The organism is Streptomyces sp. NPDC048521, assembly GCF_043199855.1.
GTDB lineage: Bacteria > Actinomycetota > Actinomycetes > Streptomycetales > Streptomycetaceae > Streptomyces.
Window position 1 is genome coordinate 41,309 of record NZ_JBICWR010000020.1, and the last position, 17,533, is coordinate 58,841.

A 17,533-nucleotide genomic window follows, 5' to 3' on the forward strand; every position below is an offset into this window, starting at 1 on the left:
CGGGCTGAACGCCACCGCGTACACGGGGCCGGTCTGGCCGGTGAAGGTGCGGCGAACTTCGCTGGTGGCCGCGTCCCACAACCGCGCCGAGTGGTCGCCGCCGCCGGTGGCAAGAGTGTGCCCGTCCGGGCTGAACGCCACCGCGCCCACGCCATCAGTGTGGCCAGTGAGGGTGTGGCGGGTTCTGCCAGTGGCCACATCCCACAACCGCACCGTCCCATCGCCGCTGCCGGTGGCGAGAGTGCGGCCGTCCGCGCTGAACGCCACCGCGCCCACGTGCTTGGTGTGGCCGGTAAGGGTGCGGCGAACTTCACCGGTGGCCACATCCCACAGCTGCACCGTATCGTCCGCGCCCCCGATGGCGAGAGTGCGGCCGTCCGGACTGAACGCCACCGCTTCCACGGAGCCGGTGTGGCCGGTGAGGGCGCGGCGGGCTCCGCTCCTGGTCACGTCCCACAACCGCGCCGTATCGTCAAAGCTGCCGGTGGCAAGGGTACGGCCGTCAGGGCTGAACGCCACCGCAGCCACGTCCTGAGTGTGGCCGGTGAGGGTACGGCGAACTTCACCGGTGGCCACATCCCACAACCGGGCCGTCTTGTCGCGACCGCCGGTGGCGAGGGTACGGCCGTCGGGACTGAACGCCACCGCAGCCACCTCGTCGGTGTGGCCGGTGAGGGTACGGCGGGTTCTGCCGGTGGTCACGTCCCACAACCGGGCCGTCTTGTCGCGACCGCCGGTGGCGAGGGTACGGCCGTCGGGACTGAACGCCACCGCAGCCACGTCCTGAGTGTGGCCGGTGAGGGTACGGCGAACTTCACCGGTGGCCACATCCCACAACCGCACCGTCTTGTCGCGACCGCCGGTGGCGAGGGTACGACCGTCAGGACTGAACGCCACCGCAGCCACCTCGTCGGTGTGGCCGGTGAGGGTACGGCGGGTTCTGCCGGTGGCCACATCCCACAACCGCACCGTCTTGTCGCGACCGCCGGTGGCGAGGGTACGACCGTCAGGACTGAACGCCACCGTGTACACGGAGCCGGTGGGACCGGTGAGGACGCGGCGGGTTTCGCCACTGGCTGCGTCCCACAGCCGCACCGTCCCGGCTTGGCTGCCGGCGGCAAGGGTACGACCATCAGGACTGAACGCCACCGTGTACACGAGGCCGGTGGTGCTGATGAGGGTGCGGCGGGTTCTGCCGGTGGTCACGTCCCACAGCCGCGCCGAACGGTCGCCGCTGCCGGTGGCAAGGGTGCGGCCGTCGGGGCTGAATGCCACCGCGGACACGAGGCCGGCGTGGCCGGTGAGTGTGGTCCGCAAGGGGCGGGAGGCGGCTGTGTCGAGGCTGGTGATGGCTTCGGTCGTGGGGCTGGTGCGGTACGCCTGGACGGCCAGCAGTGACGCCAGATCGGGGTCGGTGTCCATCAGAGTGGCGGACTGCGCGGCCAACTGCCGGGACTGGGCCGTCTTCTGTGCGGTGATGGCGGTTCGGCGTTGCAGGAAGGCCAGGCCGGCGGCGATGAGGGCCAGAGTGAGCAGGCCGGTCAGGGCGATGTTGATGCGGCGGGTGCGGCGGAACGCGGCGTGCTGTCGTTGCCGACTGTCGTTGAGGAAATCGGTGATGTGTGGGGGCAGGCCTCGGTGCTGGGCCAAGGTGGTGCTTTCGGCGAGGTCGGTGCCGTCCAGCAGGTCGCCGGGGTGACCGGTCTCGGCGTGGCGGGCCTGCTGTTCGCCGACGCGTTGGAGCCACGTGTGGAAGTGGTGATCGGCGGCGATCCAGTCGCGTAGGTCGGTCCAGTCGCGGACGAGTGCGTCGTGGATGAGTTCGGCGGTCGCGGCATCGGGGGTGCCGTCAGGGCGGGGCATGGTGCGGGTGGCGATGATCCGGTGGCCGGTCAAGGCGGCCATGACTGTCTCGAAGGTCTGGTCGTCCTGCGGGGTGGCGGTGTAGGGGTCGGTGGCCAGGGCGCGCAGGTCGGTCAGGGGCACTTGGCGGCGGGTGGCCGGGATGGCGTGGGCGTCGTCGGCCGGCCGTACCAGGGCGGTCAGGATCCGCCGTGCGGTGGGGCGGTGGTCGGCGGGCATGCCGGCGAGGACTGTGTTGCACCAGGTGGTCAGGGCTCCGGTGACTTCGCCGATCCGGTCGTAGGCGCGGTGGGTGAGCCTGCCGTCCTCACGGCGCTCCCATAGCTGGCTCAGGGCCAGTTGGAGGGGCGGCAGCAGGGTGACCGGTGCCTGCCGGGTGACCGAGGCGGTGGGATCGGCGGCCAGGACATCGGTGATGATGCGTTGCGCCAGGCCGTCTTCCACACTGGCTCCCGCGGTGTGGGCGGGCCTGGTGATGATGGCGTGCAGATCCTGGAGGTCCAAGGTGGCAGGGATGTTGAGCAGTCCAGGGGACGCGGCGTCCAGCAGGTCTGGGGCCCAGGCGGCCAGGCGCGAGTAGAAGTCGTCGCGCATGACCAGAATGACGGTGACCGCCACCGATGAGCCGATCAGTGCCACGAGTTGTTCGGCAGCGGCGTGCTGCCGGGTCGGCTGCCGGCCGGCGGCGGGCTCGGTGAGTAGTTCCTCGAACTGGTCGATGACCAGCACCAGGCGCCGGTCGTCCGGCTCCGCCGCGAGTCTGCGCTCGGCCGCTGTGACGATCCCGTCTCTCGTGGCGCCGGGCAGGCCGGCACGCTCCAGCTCGGCGAGAAGGTCCTGCCCGGGGCGGGCGATCACGTGCAGCCAACGGTCGCTGCCGGGCAGCCTGCCCTCGGCCAGGGCCGGCAGCACTCCCGCCTGCACCAGCGACGACTTGCCCGCGCCGGAGGGTCCGAGGAGCAGCAGCCCACGACGCTGCCTGGTGAGAGCCGCCACGACGCGCTCGACCGCGGTCTCCCGGCCGTGGAACCACCCTGCGTGCTCGGCGGTGAACGGCTCAAGACCGCGGTAGGGGTGCACCTGCTGCTCAGCCAGGCCGGGCCATACCTGGCGCAGCACCTGGGTGGGGGTGGCATAAGCGACTGCGACGCCGCGGGCGTGGGAGTCGGGGGCGGTGATAGCGGTAACCATGCCGATCACCAGGCCGGTGACCTCATCGAGCACCGGTCCCCCGCTGAATCCCGTGGTCAGGTCGTTGGCGTCGGCCAGCTGCAGAAGGGGGCCCGTACTGCTGGGGAGCAGGTCACCGGCTGTGCCGTAGCCGAAGTGGCCCGCGGCAGGTGCCTGGGAGGGGAATCCGTAGGACCGGATGCGGTGTCCGCGGCAGCCCGCCGCGGACCCCAGCCGCACCGGTCGGGCACCCGTCGGGGCACTGTCCAGGCGCAGGACCGCGAGGTCCTCGGCCTGCGGTCCGCGCCACGACGCGGACAGCACGTGCCCGGTCAGGTATGGGCTGCCGGGCAGGTGCGGGAAAGTCAGTCGCACGCGCCCGCCGGGCTCCTGGCCCGCAGCCCGTACTACGTGTGCGCAGGTGACGACGGTCTCCTCGGCGACGAGGAAACCCGTCCCGGCCGTCCGGCCGTCCTCGGCGAGGACTCGGGCAATTGCGGCGAGCACTGCCGGCCGGTCCTGCCCGGCTGCCTCCCGGCCCGTGTCATCGGTGGCAGTCATGCCTTCCACCCCCCGGCTGCCGTCATAGCGTGCTGTCAGGGGATTCCTGGCGGTTCCACACCACTCTGACTTGCAGATGCACCGCCGATTCGCTCTTGGCGATCACTGCTCCGGCCTGAGCCGACAGGTCCACCCCGAACTCCACCTCGATCTCATCCGGACCGGCCTGCCGTAACTGCTCCAGCACCGCCCGCGCGGTCTCCCGCACGGGTACCAGCGCCTGCTCCACAGTTTGCGGCAGCTCCCGCATCGCATCCGCGACGCGCCCGGCCTTCACCGGCCCATCCACCTCCGGCGTGGCCTCAACCAGCACCACGCCCCCGCCCTCCAATGGAAGTCGTGCGAAACTCTGCACCTGCACCCCCGTACGTCGTATCCGGACCACCGCGTTGGACGCGGACGGACGAAGACACTACCCCGCCCGCTCCCCGGGTAGACCGGGTGGACGGCGACTTGGCTGTTACAGCCACACCAAGGGCGAAGGGCTGGACGCGGTGCGCCGGGCGGGCTTGGGGATGACCCCGACCGGGTGCTGTGCGGTGGCATCGTTGACCATGTGCTGCGACGCAGTGCCGGCCACTGAGGTTGAACTCGTCTTGTCGTAGGGGCTGACGGGCCGCGGTCCCCTGCGGCATCACCGGGGCATGCGGTATCCACAGGGTGGCGGGCTGACCGCCGAACGGCGGCAGTTCCGCGAGGAGTTACGCCTCCAGCCGGCCGAGCGGTTCGCCAGGGGCGAGGCGAGCTCGGTGATCGCCAAAGACCTGCGCGTCAGTGTCCGGTCGGTGCGGCGACGGCGGCAGGCGTGGGACGCGGGCGGTCCGCGTGCTCTGCGGTCACAGGGGCCGGCGTCGTTGCCGAGGCTGAGCGAGAAGCAGTTCGCGGAGCTGGCCAAGGGGCTGGCCGCGCACGGCTGGGAGGACCAGCGGTGGACGCTGGCGCGGATCAAGACCGTGATCGGCCGGCGCTTCCACCTGACCTACACCATCCAGGGCGTGCGCAAGCTGCTGGTCCGCAAAGGCTGGTCCTGCCAGGTCCCGGCCCGACGCGCCATCGAGCGGGATCTGGTCCGGGGCGTCTGCGCCACCTACGTTGCACACCGAGGCCGACGGCTCGTCTGGCCTGGACCGACAGCCGGCACCCCGGCGTCAGCTGCGGCAGCGGGCGCCCGCGAGGAAGCCTTCGGGGCCGGTCGGCCCCGAAGGCTTGTCTCTGTGGCTGCGGGCGCGTCCTATGCGGCGGTGTGCTCGTAGGTCGGTAGTTCCACGCGCTTGATGTCGCGGACGATGACGAGGTAGCTGACGACAGCCATTGCGGCGCAGGCGCTGACGAAGGCGAGTGCGAGGTCGAAGGAGCCGGTGGTGTCGAGGATGTAGCCGATGACCAGAGGGGTGACAATGCCGGCGAGGGCGCCGAAGGTGTTGAAGACGCCTCCGGCGAGACCGGCGATCTGCTTGGGGGCCAGGTCCGACATGACGGCCCAGCCGAGGGCGCCCATGCCCTTGCCGAAGAAGGCGAGGGACATGATCACTACGACGATCCAGGAGGCGGTCACGTAGTTGCAGATGATGATGCTGGTGGACAGCAGCAGGCCGGTGACGATGGGTATCTTGCGGGCGGCGGTGAGGCTGCTGCCGCGCCGTGCCAGGCGGTCCGAGAGCCAGCCGCCCAGGACGCCACCGACGAAACCGCACAGGGCGGGCAGCGAGGAGACGAAGCCGGCTTCGAGGATGCTCATGTGGCGTTCCTGGACGAGGTACACGGGGAACCAGGTCAGGAAGAACCAGGTGATGGTGTTGATGAAGTACTGGCCGACGAACACGCCCAGAGTGGTGCGGTTCTTCAGCAGCGTGCCGATGTGACGCAGGTTCTCCTTGCTGGAGGTGGCGTTCTTGGCGCTCATCTCCTCTGCGGCCGTGGGCGCGTCCATGTCGACCAGTGCGCCGCCGACGGAGAGGTATTCCAGTTCCCCCTTGCTCATGCGTGGGTGACTGCGCGGGGCGTAGATGACCTTGGTCCACACGATGGCCAGGACGACGCCGACGCCGCCGATGACGGTGAATACGTGTTCCCAGCCCAGGGTGGTGACCAGCCAGCCCATGAGGGGGGCGAAGGCGACGGTGGCGAAGTACTGGGCGGAGTTGAACAGGGCCGAGGCGAAGCCGCGTTCCTTGGTGGGGAACCAGGCGGCGACGATGCGGGAGTTGCCGGGGAAGGAGGGGGCCTCGGCGAAACCGACGGCGAACCGGAGGATGAACAGCAGTACGACCGCGGCACCGGCGAAGAAGCCGATGGCGCCCTGGAGCATGGTGAACACCGACCACAGGAAGATCGCGGCGCCGTAGACCTTCTTGGAGCCGAAGCGGTCCAGCAGCCAGCCGCCGGGCAGCTGGGCGATCAGGTAGGACCAGGAGAAGGCGGAGAAGAGCACACCGAGTTCGCCGGAGCTGACGTGCAGGTCACGCTGCATGGAGTCGCCGGCGATGGAGAGGGTGGAGCGGTCCGCGTAGTTGATCGTGGTGACGACGAACAGCATGGCCAGAATCAGATACCTGATGCGGCCTGCTTGGGCGGTGGCCGTGGGGGCGGCGGTCGCCGGCTCGTCCTGCCGGTCGAGAGCTGGCATGGTCGGTCTCCTAGACCTAGGTGATGCGGCTGCGCTGCCGCGTGTGGTCCGAGCCACAGAACCGGTGGCTGAGTTGACCGTAGAGACGCTTTCGATTCACGTCCATGTCGAATTTTGTTGCTTGCGATACCTTCCCTGTATGACAGGGGTGTGACGGGCGCGTGCCGAGCGCATGTCGGCCAGCTATGAGGTCACCGATCACAGGAGCTGCAGCAGGGCGGCCAGCGCGGGATTGTCGTTGCTTTTGCGCCACACGTAGTCCAGCTCGACCGGCCGTGGATGGCCGGGCAGGTGCAGCGGCCGATACACCACTCCGGTGGGCCGCATCTCGGCCGCCGCCTCGGGAACCAGGGCGATGCCCCAGCCGATGTTGACCAAGGCCAGGATGCTGTGGACCTGGCTGAGGTACTGGGTGAACACCGGCCGCACCTGCGCACTGCGGAAGGTGGTGACCAGCAGCTCGTGGAAGTAGCGGGCCTCTATCGGGGAGTACATCAAGAAGTCCTGGCCGTCGAAGGCCGACAGCTCGATGGGCCCGTCGTCGGCGGCCAGAGCGTGGTCGGCGGGCAGCGCGGCCACCAATCCCTCGCGCACCGCAGTGCGTGCGGTCAGGTCGGTGCCGACTGCGGAGGGGCGGATGAGTCCGAGGTCGAGCGAGCCCTCGCTGAGGGCTTCCAACTGGTCGCGGGTGACCAGCTCGTGCAGCAGTATCTCCACCCCCGGCAGGGCGCCCCGTGCGCGTTCCAGCAGCTCACCGAGCGCGGAGTAGGCACTGGCGGCCGTGAACCCGATGGCGATCGAGCCTGCCTCTCCCGTGGAGACCCGCTGCACCGCCAGGGCGGCATGCTCGGCCTGGCGCACGATACGGCGCGCCTCGGCGAGGAAGGAGCGGCCCGCCGGCGTCAGCCGCACGGTCCGGTTGGTGCGATCCAGCAGCTTCACGCCCAGCTCGCCCTCCAGGAGCTGGATCTGCCGGCTCAGCGGGGGCTGGGTCATGTTCAGACGCTCCGCGGCCCGCGTGAAGTGCAGTTCCTCCGCCACGGCCACGAAACACGTCAGCTGCGTCAATGTGAACAATGATGCTCTCCTTGTATGACCACATCCAAAACTTATGTTGGACGTGAATCGTTGGCGACCGTAGCGTCGGAGTATTCGACACGGCGCTCCCCGCCCCGCACGCCGGTGGCGGTGGAGAGAAGCCACAGGAGACACGCACCATGGCACGACCCCACCGCGATCGCCCGACCGATCGCCGCAGACGCTACCTCTGCAGACGCTGCTCGTAGCAGCACCCCCTCCTCCCCAAGCCGTACACCGGCGGACCACACCGCCCTCACCCGGCTGCCCGGAACCCGCCGCACGTTCGCCGGCCGGGCCACCGCGGATCCTCACCCGGCCCGCACACATCCAACCCGCGCCAACCCAGGGACACGAAGTGGTGACCACGACGAACACGACCGCGCACGCCGCTTTCACCGCAGGCGAAGCCACTCTCGACCGCATCGCGTGGCTGCGTCTGTCCTCAGTCACGCTGCCGCTGGCCACACCGATCAGCGACGCCAAGGTCTTCACCGGCCGCCAGAAGCCGATGACGGAGGTGGCCTTCCTCTTCGTCGAGATCGTCACCGAGCAGGGACACGAAGGCATCGGCTTCAGCTACTCCAAGCGGGCCGGTGGCCCCGGCCAGTTCGCGCACGCCCGCGAGATCGCCGACATCCTGATCGGCGAGGACCCCAGCGACATCGGCAAGATCTGGACCAAGCTCGTGTGGGCGGGCGCCTCCGTGGGTCGCAGCGGCCTCGCCACCCAGGCCGTCGCAGCCTTCGACGTCGCCCTGTGGGACCTCAAGGCCAAGCGCGCCGGCCTGCCCCTGGCCAAGCTGCTCGGCGCCCACCGTGACTCCGTGCGCTGCTACAACACCTCCGGCGGATTCCTGCACACCCCCACCGAGCAGGTCCTGGACAATGCCAGCGCGTCTCTGAGCAGCGGCATCGGCGGTATCAAGATCAAGGTCGGGCACCCGGACGGCAAGTACGACCTGGCGCGCCTCACCGCAGTCCGCGAACACGTCGGGGACGACGTGCCGCTCATGGTCGACGCCAATCAGCAGTGGGACCGGCCCACCGCCCAGCGCCTGGGCCGCGCCATGGAGGAGTTCAACCTGGTCTGGATCGAAGAACCCCTCGATGCCTACGATGCGGCCGGTCACGCCGCGCTCGCCTCGTCCCTGGACACCCCCGTCGCCACCGGGGAAATGCTGGCCAGCGTCGCCGAGCACGTCGAGCTGATCCGTCACAACGCCTGCGACATCATCCAGCCCGACGCCCCCCGCATCGGCGGCATCACCCAGTTCCTCAAGCTCGCCGCCCTGGCCGAGCACCACCAGCTCCAGCTCGCCCCCCACTTCGCCATGGAGATCCACCTCCACCTGGCTGCCGCCTACCCCATCGAACCGTGGGTGGAGCACTTCGACTGGCTCGAGCCGCTGTTCAACGAGCGCCTGGAGATCCGCGACGGTCGCATGTACGTCTCCTCCCGGCCCGGCCTCGGTTTCACCCTCAGCGACCAGGCCCGCGCCTGGACGATCGCCTCGCACGAAGTGGGCTCCCGCCCCTGACGGACCCGCCTCTGACGGTTCCATCCCTCGTCGGCCGCTGAGGTCCGGCTGCGGCGGACGCCCGGTCCCGGCCGGGCAGCACGCGTATCGGACAGCCGCGCTGCCCGCCCCGGCACCACCCGTCCCGGCCGGCACCTCCGGCCGGCACTCTCCGCAGCCCACCCCACACCCGACCCCGCGACCTTTCAGGAGCAGCACACCCATGACGTCCTACACCCCGGCAACATTGCGCAGCCGCCTCGGCTCCGGACTGCTGTCCTTCCCCGTCACCCACTTCAAGGACGACCTGTCCTTCGACGAGGACGCCTACCGCGAGAACATCATCCGGCTGGCCAAGTACGACGTCGGCGGCCTCTTCGCAGCCGGAGGCACCGGAGAGTTCTTCTCCCTCACCCCCGGCGAGGTCGAGCGCGTCGTCGCAGCCGCCGCGCACAGCGCCCCCGACGACACCCCCATCCTCGCTCCGGCCGGCTACGGCACCACCACCGCCATCGAGTTCGCCGCCGCAGCAGAACGGGCCGGCGCCGACGGCATCCTCCTCTTCCCGCCCTACCTCACCGAGGCCAATCAGGAAGGCCTGGCCCGCCACGTCGAAGCCGTCTGCCGCTCCACGCCCCTCGGCGTCGTCGTCTACAGCCGCGCCAACGCCGTCTACTCGGCCGACACCATCGCCCGCCTCGCCGACAGCTGCCCCAACCTGATCGGCTACAAGGACGGCGTCGGCGACATCGACACCATGACCCGCATCTACACCCGCCTCGCAGACCGCCTGACCTACATCGGCGGCCTGCCCACGGCCGAGACGTTCGCCCTTCCCTACCTGGAACTCGGCGTCACCACCTACTCGTCGGCGATCTTCAACTTCCTGCCGGAATTCGCCCTCGACTTCTACAACGCCGTCCGCGAACGCCGCCACGACACCGTCACCCGCATGCTGACGGACTTCGTGCTCCCCTACACCGAGATCCGCAATCGGCAGTCCGGGTACGCCGTCAGCATCGTCAAGGCCGGCATGACCGCCACCGGCCACAGCGCAGGCCCCGTCCGCCCGCCGCTGACCGATCTGAGCGCACCGGAGCTGGAGGAACTCACCCAGCTGATCGCCAAGCTGCCCGCCGCCACCGCCTGACCCTCCCGCCCCACAAGGAGACATCTCCGCCCATGAGCACCGCTCCCTCACCCCGCCAGTCCGTTCGACCGCCTGCCGCCGACCTGACGGGTGCGATGCTCATCGCCGGCAGGCGAGTCATCGGTGCGGGCGCCGAAATACGCTCCCTCGACGCCCGCACCGGCCAGCCCCTCGACCCGCCCTATCGCAGCGCTCAGGCAGCCGACGTCGAGGCCGCCTGCCAGGCCGCCGAAGACGCCTTCGGCACCTACCGCAACCTCCACCCCTGGCACCGTGCCCGCTTCCTCGAAGGCATCGCCCACCACCTGACCCTCCTGAGTGACGCACTCGTCGAGCGCGCCCACCAGGAGACCGGCCTGCCCACAGCACGCCTGGCGGGGGAAGTGGAACGCACCACCGGCCAGCTGCGCATGTTCGCCGGCGTGCTGACCGAAGGCAGCTGGTACGGCGCCCGCATCGACCCCGCCCAGCCCCAGCGCGTCCCCCAGCCGCGCCCCGACATCCGCCAGCAGCACATCCCGCTCGGACCCGTCGCCGTCTTCGGGGCCAGCAACTTCCCCCTCGCCTTCTCCGTCCTCGGGGGAGACACCGCGTCCGCACTCGCGGCCGGGTGCCCCGTCATCGTCAAGGCCCACGACGCCCACCTGGGCACCAGCGAACTGGCCACCTACGCCATCCAGGCCGCGCTCACCGAACATCAGCTGCCCGCCGGGGTCTTCTCCCTCCTCGTCGGTGACGGTCCCACGCTGGGATCCCGTCTGGTCACCGACCCGCGCATCCAGGCTGTCGGTTTCACCGGCTCCCGCGCCGCAGGACTCGCTGTCGTCCGCACCGCCGCCGGCCGCCCCCAGCCCATCCCGGTCTACGCCGAGATGAGCAGCGTCAACCCCGTCGTCCTCATGCCCGCCGCCCTCACCGAGCGCGCCGTCGACCTCGCCGACGCCTTCACCGCTTCCCTCACCCTCGGCGCCGGCCAGTTCTGCACCAACCCCGGTCTGATCCTCGCCGTCGACAGCCCCGGCCTGAAGACCTTCCTCGACGCCGCCGGCCGGATCATCGACGCAGACGCGGGAGCCACCATGCTCACGCCGCGGATCGCCAAGGCCTTCCGCATCGAGACGGAGACCGTGGCTTCACACCCCGGGGTCGAGGTCCTCGCCCGCGGGGCCAGTCCCCGCTCCGCCAGCCCCGGGCAGGCAGCGATCCTGACCGCCCACGCCGACGACTTCATCGCCGACCCCGAACTGCAGCGGGAGATGTTCGGCGCGGCTGCGCTCGTCGTCCGCTGCCGCGACCTGACCCAGCTCGCCGACGCTGTGCGCCACCTGGAGGGCCAGCTCACCGCGACCGTCCACACCGCGCCCGACGACGTGGACGACGCGCGCCGCCTGCTGCCCCTGCTGGAACGCCGCGCCGGCCGCGTCCTGTTCAACAGCTGGCCCACCGGTGTCGAGGTCGGACACGCCACGGTCCACGGTGGCCCTTACCCTGCCACCTCCGACCCCCGCACCACCTCTGTCGGCTCCCGCGCGATCGAACGCTTCCTACGGCCCGTCGCCTACCAGAATCTTCCCCACGAGCTTCTGCCCCCGGCCCTGCGCGACGACAACCCCTACAACATCCCTCGCCGTATCGACGGCAGCATCCACCTCACCCGCTGAACCTGGCGAGCCTTACCGCGACGTCACACAACGCGCTTACCCGGCGCGTCCTGTGGCCCCTCAAGGAGACCACCACGGCGTGGGCTTTCAGCACGCTCGCTGTACACGACCGCGTCGCGGCCCGAGTGAGCCGGTGAAAGGCTCGACATCCCCGTGGGGGGTGTTGCCCTGTCCTGCGGACGAGTGCCGCCTGCTTGCGCCGGGACAACCGGCGCTTGCCCCTGACGCGGAGGCCCCGCTCAGCCCCGTTCTCCCTGACGTACGGGGGTGAGCGGAGGCCCGCCACATCCGCCGGCTCGGCTCACCGGGCTTCTTCCGGCGGTCAGGGAGCCTGGCTCCGTTCAGCACGGGTCTTCGTCAGCCGAGGCGCTGCAGCACTGTCCGCTTCGCACGAACGCCGGAAACGATGCGCACTGCAGGCCGGAGCCGGGGTGGCAAGCCGAGGGGAGTTACTCGGACTCTTCCTGCGGAAGAGCGCGGCTGTTGATCGCGTCGGCGATGGCGTAGGCGGTGCGGACGAAGGGCTCTGCCTGCTGCGCCGACAGGTTCCGTGCGGAGGTCTCCTCCAGGGCCCGCCACATGGCTGTGATGGGCTCGCGCACGGCACGGCCCTTGTCGGTGAGATGGACGACCATGACGCGCCGGTCGTGTGCGGCCGGCTCGCGGACGAGCAGGCCGGCGTCCTGCATGCGGCGCAGGGACTTGGAGACGGTGAAGTGGTCCAGGCCGACGCTTTCGAGCAGCTCGGACTGGGTCTGCCCGTCCCGGTCCAGGAGTTGCATCAGCAGCAGTTCCTGTCCGGGATGCAGGTCCATCTCGCCGAGCATGGCGGCGGCGCGGGCGCGGTGGGCGCGGGCGAGCTGGAAGATCGCATTGCTCATCGGTCCCTCGCCGGCCGTGCTGGGGATGCGGGGTGCGGGGGCGGGCATGGTTCGGCTCCTCAGACGGTGTAGGTGGGGTAGTCGGTGTAGCCGGCCACTCCGCCGCCGTAGAAGGTCGCCGGGTCGGGGGAGTTCAGCGGCGCGTCAGAGCGTAGCCGCTCCACCAGGTCCGGGTTGGCGAGCGCGAGGGCGCCGACGGAGACAAGGTCGGCCGTGCCGTTGTCGATGTCCTTGGCGCGGGTGGGCAGGTCGGTGCCGGCCCGGTTGAGGATCAGCGTGGTCGGCCACAGCGCGCGCAGGGTGCCCAGCAGTTCCTCGTCGCCCGCGTGGAGGATGTGGAGGTAGGCGAGGCCGAGCGGGCGCAGCGCGTCCAGGAGCGCCGGATACAGCTCGGCGGTGTCGGACTCGGCGATGTCGTTGTAGGGGTTGCCCGGGGAGATCCGCAGGCCGGTGCGGTCGGCGCCGATCTCGTCGGCCACGGCGGCGGCGACCTCGACGGCGAAGCGGATGCGGTTGTCGAGGGAACCGCCGTAACGGTCGGTGCGCTGGTTGGTGTTGTCGGACAGGAACTGGTGCACCAGGTAGCCGTTGGCGCCGTGGATCTCCACGCCGTCGGCGCCTGCCGCGACGGCGGCCGCTGCGGCGCGGCGGAAGTCTTCGACGGTCGCCGTGACCTCCTGCGTCGACAGCGCACGGGGTGTCGGCATCTCCTGGGGCCCGGACGCGGTGAACATCATGCCCTTCGGTCGGGTCGCCGAAGGGGCGACCGGCCGGCGCCCGTGGGGGGTGTTGTCGGGGTGGGAGATGCGTCCGGTGTGCATCAGCTGGATGACGATCCGGCCGTCGGCCGCGTGCACGGCGTCGGTGACCTTGCGCCACCCGGCGATCTGCTCGTCATTGTGGATGCCGGGGGTGAGGAGGTAGCCCTGGCCGTCGGCGGAGGGCTGGGTTCCCTCGGTGATGATGAGCGCGTGCGAGGCCCGCTGGGCGTAGTACTCGGCGTTCAGCTCGGTCGGGACGCCTTCCGGGGTGGAGCGGTCGCGGGTCATGGGGGCCATGACCAGGCGGTGCGGCAGGGAGATGCCGCCGACGGTGGTCGGGGTCCACAGGGCGTTCAGAGAGCGTCTGTAGCCGTGGGCGGGTTCCTCAACGCCTTGGGGCAGAAATTCGCCGAGCGTGGCCGCAGCCGACACAGCGGAATCGCACGGGGCAGTCCTGGCCGTTCGCGGCGACGTTGGATGGTTCGCTGCAGATGCCGTAGGGGACAGCGACTTCGCCGACGGCGCGCCTGAGGTGTTCGGTGTCCAGCAGGGCCTTGGCCCGTCTCCAGACGCGGTTGCCGTGACGGTCGAACTGCATCTGGGTGACTCGCTCGACAGCCTCACGGCGGCGTTCTTCCCCCACCCGTAATGGTGTGCTCGGGTATTGGAACCCTCTGAATGCCTCCCGCCCCGAAGCTCCGTGCGAGTCCCCGGCGTGCTGAGGTCCTGTATCAGGTCAGGTCGGTGCGAGGGCCGATAGCCCAGTGGTTGGTTTGCAGGACTCGACCGGCGAAGGGCACATCTTGCTTGCCCAGGAATCGGAAGCCGAGCGTGCGGCAGCTGCCTTGGACGGGGCGGGCTCCTCGCCGGCGTTGGGGCGGAGCGCGGATCGCGCTGCCAGGCCCGTTCCAGGATCTCCCGCTCCCAGTGAGGCGAGCCCGGATGGCCGGCCGATCGGATCCTGCCCGTACGCATCGACCTCGCCCGCTGCGCCGGCACCGACTTCGAGCAGACCTGCTTGACGATCCGGGCCGCGCTCACCCGGATCGGCCGCCCCTTGCCCGCCTTCCGACCTGGCCCTGCGCCGCTACTGGGAGGCCAACCACCCCGGCGAACTCTGGAGCCGAGAGCGAAACGGTCCGCTGACTCCGTCGGCGGACCGTAAAGAAAGATCGAGGTCAGAGTCATGGAAGGTAAAAATCTGAGGAGCAAAAAGGACACAGCATGCAAATGCTCGGAATCCCAGGGTGGACACAGTCAAGAAATTCGAAGTACGGTAAGGGAACTTCGAAGGAACCTGGACTGTACCCGTTCTGAAATTCCTATCAAGTCGGAGTTCATACCTTGACTCCAGAAGTCGAGAAATATCATTTCGCCCCTTACCTGGCGGCATATCAGATCGGCTCCAGTATTCATGTAGGTGGCCTGCCGCCGCATGCCGGCATTATCGAAGATGCCCCGAAATTCTTACCGGGACTGATCGGCCACCTCGGGCAGCCGCGGGAAAAATCTGAGGTCCTCGGCTATTTGGTGAGCTGCGGGGTCGACGAAGCAAGCGCGGAGATCGTCTTCGAGGAAATGTGTGAGGCAGGGTTCGTTATTCCCGCCCTCGACTCTCCGACATCGCGCTACGCCCGCCATCACCTCTACTACCAGTCGCTCGGCCTTGACCCGGTCAAGGCTCAGGCGAAGTTGTGCGGAGCTACCGTCGGGCTCATTGGAACCGGCGGGATCGGCAGTAATGTGGCCACGCTACTGGCTGCCGCCGGAGTCGGCAAGCTGGTCATATCGGACGGCGACACCGTAGAGATGTCCAACCTCACCCGGCAAACGCTCTACAGTGAGTCGAGTGTTGACCGTCTCAAGGTTGATGTCGCCCAGGAGCGCCTGGAGTCGATTAATTCGGAAGTCACAGTAGTTCCGGTTCCCCGCGGCTTCGATGGGCCGGATCTCGTTTCAGCTCACTTCGCTGATTGCGATTTCATCGTCCTCTCGGCTGATTCGCCCTATCAGGTGCATGAATGGCTGTGCGCCGCTGCGGTTCCACTGGGCATCCCTTACTCATCCGCCGGGTATATCGAGGGCTACGCCGTTGTGGGTCCACTTGTCGAGCCCAGGCAGAGCGCCTGCTACGAGTGCCTGCGCAACGATACCGATGTATTCCGGCACATGTCGGCGGGCGACGAACCCCCGCAGTTGCTGAACTCACGCATACAAGCCCCCAGCTTCGGCCCGCTCAACTTTTACGTGGCAAGCGTCCAAGCCAATGAGGCGATCCGCCATCTGCTGGGACTGCCGACACAGACCAGTAGCACCCGACTGCTGGTTGACTTCACTGATTACCGGCACACCTGGGAGCGCTTCGAGCGGAACCCCGGCTGTTCGGTATGCGGCGAGGAAGACGCTGTATCCGCCCAGCCGCCCAGGGTCCTTGAGCAGATCGCCGCGCAGTACGAAGCCGAGCGGGCTGACAGTTCCTTCAATTCCCTCTTGCTTGATCCACTGATGGACAAGCTCATCCCGTTTACGGCCGATCCGGGGCGGATGGCCCTGGATGTCGGCTGCGGCACGGGTGAGATGACGCGACTGCTGGCCGACCGCGGCTACCAGGTGACCGGGATCGATGTCGAGCCGGCGATGCTGCGCATCGCCGCGGATCGGACAGACTCCGATGCGGTGGCATACCGCGAGGGAACCCTGGGGGATCTCACCGGCGAAGGCTTCCACAAGATCCTCTGTCTCAATGTGCTGGACTGGATCGAGGACCTCCAGAATGCCGTCCAGCGCCTCAGTGAAGCCCTGCTTCCCGGTGGCGAGATCATTATTTCGGTTCCGCATCCGTTCAAGGACAGCGGCTCTTGGGCTAAGCACTGGAATGGCGAGCGCTGGGTCTACGACGACTTCGCTGTCACCGGACATTACTTCTCTGAGGGGCCCATCGAAAAGAGCCGCGAGGATTCGAGTGGAAATACAGTCGTCGCACGGACTTTGACGTTCAAGCGAACCGTCGAGTCGTATGTCGCTGCACTCATGGATGCCGGACTGACCCTCACCGGCCTTTACGAGCCTGCCCCACTGGACGTCGCAGATGCGCCAACGGTGCTTGTCGAGAAGGCGGCGCGAGTCCCGTACTTCCTAGTCCTTCGGGCGAAAGCGCCAGAAAAGGGGCAGTAACGTGACGCAGGACACGATCTATCAAGGCACATACGAGGCGTCAGATTTCGCATTCGGCACTCATGTCGCCGGCGTGTTCGACGACATGGTCCAGCGAAGCGTCCCAGGGTATCTCATGCTCCAGGACTACATGTGCCGACTGCTGGAAACTCTCCCGGAACCACCGCGGACGATTCTGGACATAGGCTGCGCGACCGGCACCTCAATGGCGCTGCTTTCCAAGCGGTTCCCCGGTGTTCAACTCATCGGCTACGACGACTCGTCGGCGATGCTCGCGAAAGCAGAGCAAAACCTCTCCAAGTTTGCCGATAACGGGACCTCGTTCGAATTTCGCCAGGAAGATGTGTGCGAGGTCGAAGCGTTCCCCGAGGCTGATGCGGTGGTTCTCAACCTCACCCTCCAGTTCATAAGGCCGACGCGCCGCTTGGACCTCCTGCGCCAGCTCGCTGCAGCTATCCGCCCGGGGGGAGCATTGATCCTTGCCGAGAAGGTCCTGGAAGCAGACAGCGGGTTTACGCGCCGCTTGATCTCGGCACACCACGAGTTCAAGCGAGAGCAAGGGTATTCGGATCTGGAGATCGCCCGCAAGCGGGAGGACATCGAGAATGTCCTCGTCCCTTTCACCGTCTCGGAGAATGAGGAATTGCTGCGGGCAGCCGGGTTCGAGCAGGTCGGCCTGGCGTTGAAGTGTCTGAACTTCGCGCTACTGGCCGGATTCCGCGCAGAAGTGCCGGGGGGAGGTGATTCCACATGCTGAAGATCGTCAAGAAGACCGAGGTCAAGGCCGAGTCGGCCCGTATGGCCAACTAGTACGAACGGTGTCGGCCGAGAGCTATGCTCTCGGCCGACACCCCTGTGCAGCAATTGGAGTTCCGCCGTGTCCTTCTCGAATGTAGTCTCGGCGAGCAGTTGTCTGTTCGCTCAAGGCGCCCAGGTAGAGACCGTCTACCGCTGGGATGCAGCGTTGTCCACCTCCGCGAACGTGACGGCCGCATACACCTTGACAGCGCAATGTCTCGAAGGCCCTGTAGATGGCGCAGTGGTCGAGCTTCCTGAGATTTGTGGCAGCTCGGTAGGAGCCCTGGCTACC

12 protein-coding genes and 1 pseudogene are annotated in these 17,533 nt (G+C 68.3%); 7 read left to right on the top strand and 6 right to left on the bottom strand.

The features are described 5' to 3' along the window. On the bottom strand, positions 1-3,594 hold a 3,594-nt coding region (locus ACGFRF_RS34230; RefSeq protein WP_393746728.1), incomplete at its 3' end, for a trypsin-like serine protease. A 22-nt stretch (positions 3,595-3,616) separates the two neighbouring features. After that, positions 3,617-3,910: a CU044_2847 family protein gene (locus ACGFRF_RS34235; RefSeq protein WP_393746730.1), complete on the bottom strand. Its 294-nt coding sequence runs from the start codon at positions 3,908-3,910 to the stop codon at positions 3,617-3,619. Between the two features lie 328 nt (positions 3,911-4,238). Here ACGFRF_RS34235 and ACGFRF_RS34240 point away from each other — a divergent pair, with 328 nt between their 5' ends. Further along, complete coding sequence (locus tag ACGFRF_RS34240) at positions 4,239-4,847, top strand: winged helix-turn-helix domain-containing protein (RefSeq protein WP_393746732.1); 609 nt, start codon at positions 4,239-4,241, stop codon at positions 4,845-4,847. On the opposite strand, the gene ACGFRF_RS34245 is transcribed toward ACGFRF_RS34240, so the two are convergent. Together ACGFRF_RS34245 and ACGFRF_RS34250 are read right to left on the bottom strand one after the other, a co-directional pair. Continuing rightward, positions 4,826-6,220, bottom strand: coding sequence for an MFS transporter (locus tag ACGFRF_RS34245; RefSeq protein ID WP_393746734.1), 1,395 nt, complete (start codon positions 6,218-6,220; stop codon positions 4,826-4,828). The genes ACGFRF_RS34240 and ACGFRF_RS34245 overlap by 22 nt on opposite strands. A gap of 198 nt (positions 6,221-6,418) precedes the next feature. Further along, positions 6,419-7,297 carry a LysR substrate-binding domain-containing protein gene (locus ACGFRF_RS34250; protein WP_393746736.1) on the bottom strand — a complete coding sequence of 293 codons (879 nt, stop codon included), beginning with the start codon at positions 7,295-7,297 and terminating at the stop codon, positions 6,419-6,421. Positions 7,298-7,655: 358 nt separating this feature from the next. Between ACGFRF_RS34250 and ACGFRF_RS34255 the strand changes: the two genes are divergently transcribed. From ACGFRF_RS34255 to ACGFRF_RS34265, 3 genes are all read left to right on the top strand, one after another. Next, the gene (locus ACGFRF_RS34255) at positions 7,656-8,837 is read left to right on the top strand and encodes a mandelate racemase/muconate lactonizing enzyme family protein (RefSeq protein WP_393746738.1); all 1,182 of its coding nucleotides are present in this window, start codon (positions 7,656-7,658) and stop codon (positions 8,835-8,837) included. A 202-nt stretch (positions 8,838-9,039) separates the two neighbouring features. Further along, complete coding sequence (kdgD, locus tag ACGFRF_RS34260) at positions 9,040-9,966, top strand: 5-dehydro-4-deoxyglucarate dehydratase (RefSeq protein WP_393746740.1); 927 nt, start codon at positions 9,040-9,042, stop codon at positions 9,964-9,966. A gap of 32 nt (positions 9,967-9,998) precedes the next feature. Beyond that, complete coding sequence (locus ACGFRF_RS34265; RefSeq protein WP_393746742.1) at positions 9,999-11,627, top strand: aldehyde dehydrogenase (NADP(+)); 1,629 nt, start codon at positions 9,999-10,001, stop codon at positions 11,625-11,627. Positions 11,628-12,076: 449 nt separating this feature from the next. Here ACGFRF_RS34265 and ACGFRF_RS34270 read toward each other — a convergent pair whose 3' ends face one another. Continuing rightward, positions 12,077-12,556 carry a MarR family winged helix-turn-helix transcriptional regulator gene (locus ACGFRF_RS34270; protein WP_393746744.1) on the bottom strand — a complete coding sequence of 160 codons (480 nt, stop codon included), beginning with the start codon at positions 12,554-12,556 and terminating at the stop codon, positions 12,077-12,079. An 11-nt stretch (positions 12,557-12,567) separates the two neighbouring features. Next, complete coding sequence (locus ACGFRF_RS34275; RefSeq protein ID WP_393746887.1) at positions 12,568-13,626, bottom strand: alkene reductase; 1,059 nt, start codon at positions 13,624-13,626, stop codon at positions 12,568-12,570. Positions 13,627-14,200: 574 nt separating this feature from the next. Between ACGFRF_RS34275 and ACGFRF_RS34280 the strand changes: the two are divergent. From ACGFRF_RS34280 to cmoA, 3 genes and pseudogenes are all read left to right on the top strand, one after another. Next, a pseudogene (locus ACGFRF_RS34280) lies at positions 14,201-14,384 on the top strand (hypothetical protein); the annotation flags it as partial. Positions 14,385-14,613: 229 nt separating this feature from the next. Then, positions 14,614-16,443 (top strand): TOMM precursor leader peptide-binding protein, encoded by a 1,830-nt coding sequence (locus tag ACGFRF_RS34285; protein ID WP_393746746.1) that lies wholly within the window; start codon positions 14,614-14,616, stop codon positions 16,441-16,443. A gap of 1 nt (position 16,444) precedes the next feature. Continuing rightward, a complete protein-coding gene (gene cmoA / locus ACGFRF_RS34290) occupies positions 16,445-17,200 on the top strand; it encodes a carboxy-S-adenosyl-L-methionine synthase CmoA (RefSeq protein ID WP_393746748.1) in 756 nt (251 codons plus the stop codon). Positions 17,201-17,533 lie beyond the last annotated feature (333 nt).

What these genes read in the sequence shown, in the direction of transcription:
- ACGFRF_RS34240 (WP_393746732.1), top strand. Translation starts at nt 4,239, where the DNA reads ATGCGGTATCCACAGGGTGGCGGGCTGACCGCCGAACGGCGGCAGTTC.
- ACGFRF_RS34245 (WP_393746734.1), bottom strand. Translation starts at nt 6,220, where the DNA reads ATGCCAGCTCTCGACCGGCAGGACGAGCCGGCGACCGCCGCCCCCACG.
- kdgD (WP_393746740.1), top strand. Translation starts at nt 9,040, where the DNA reads ATGACGTCCTACACCCCGGCAACATTGCGCAGCCGCCTCGGCTCCGGA.
- ACGFRF_RS34265 (WP_393746742.1), top strand. Translation starts at nt 9,999, where the DNA reads ATGAGCACCGCTCCCTCACCCCGCCAGTCCGTTCGACCGCCTGCCGCC.
- ACGFRF_RS34270 (WP_393746744.1), bottom strand. Translation starts at nt 12,556, where the DNA reads ATGCCCGCCCCCGCACCCCGCATCCCCAGCACGGCCGGCGAGGGACCG.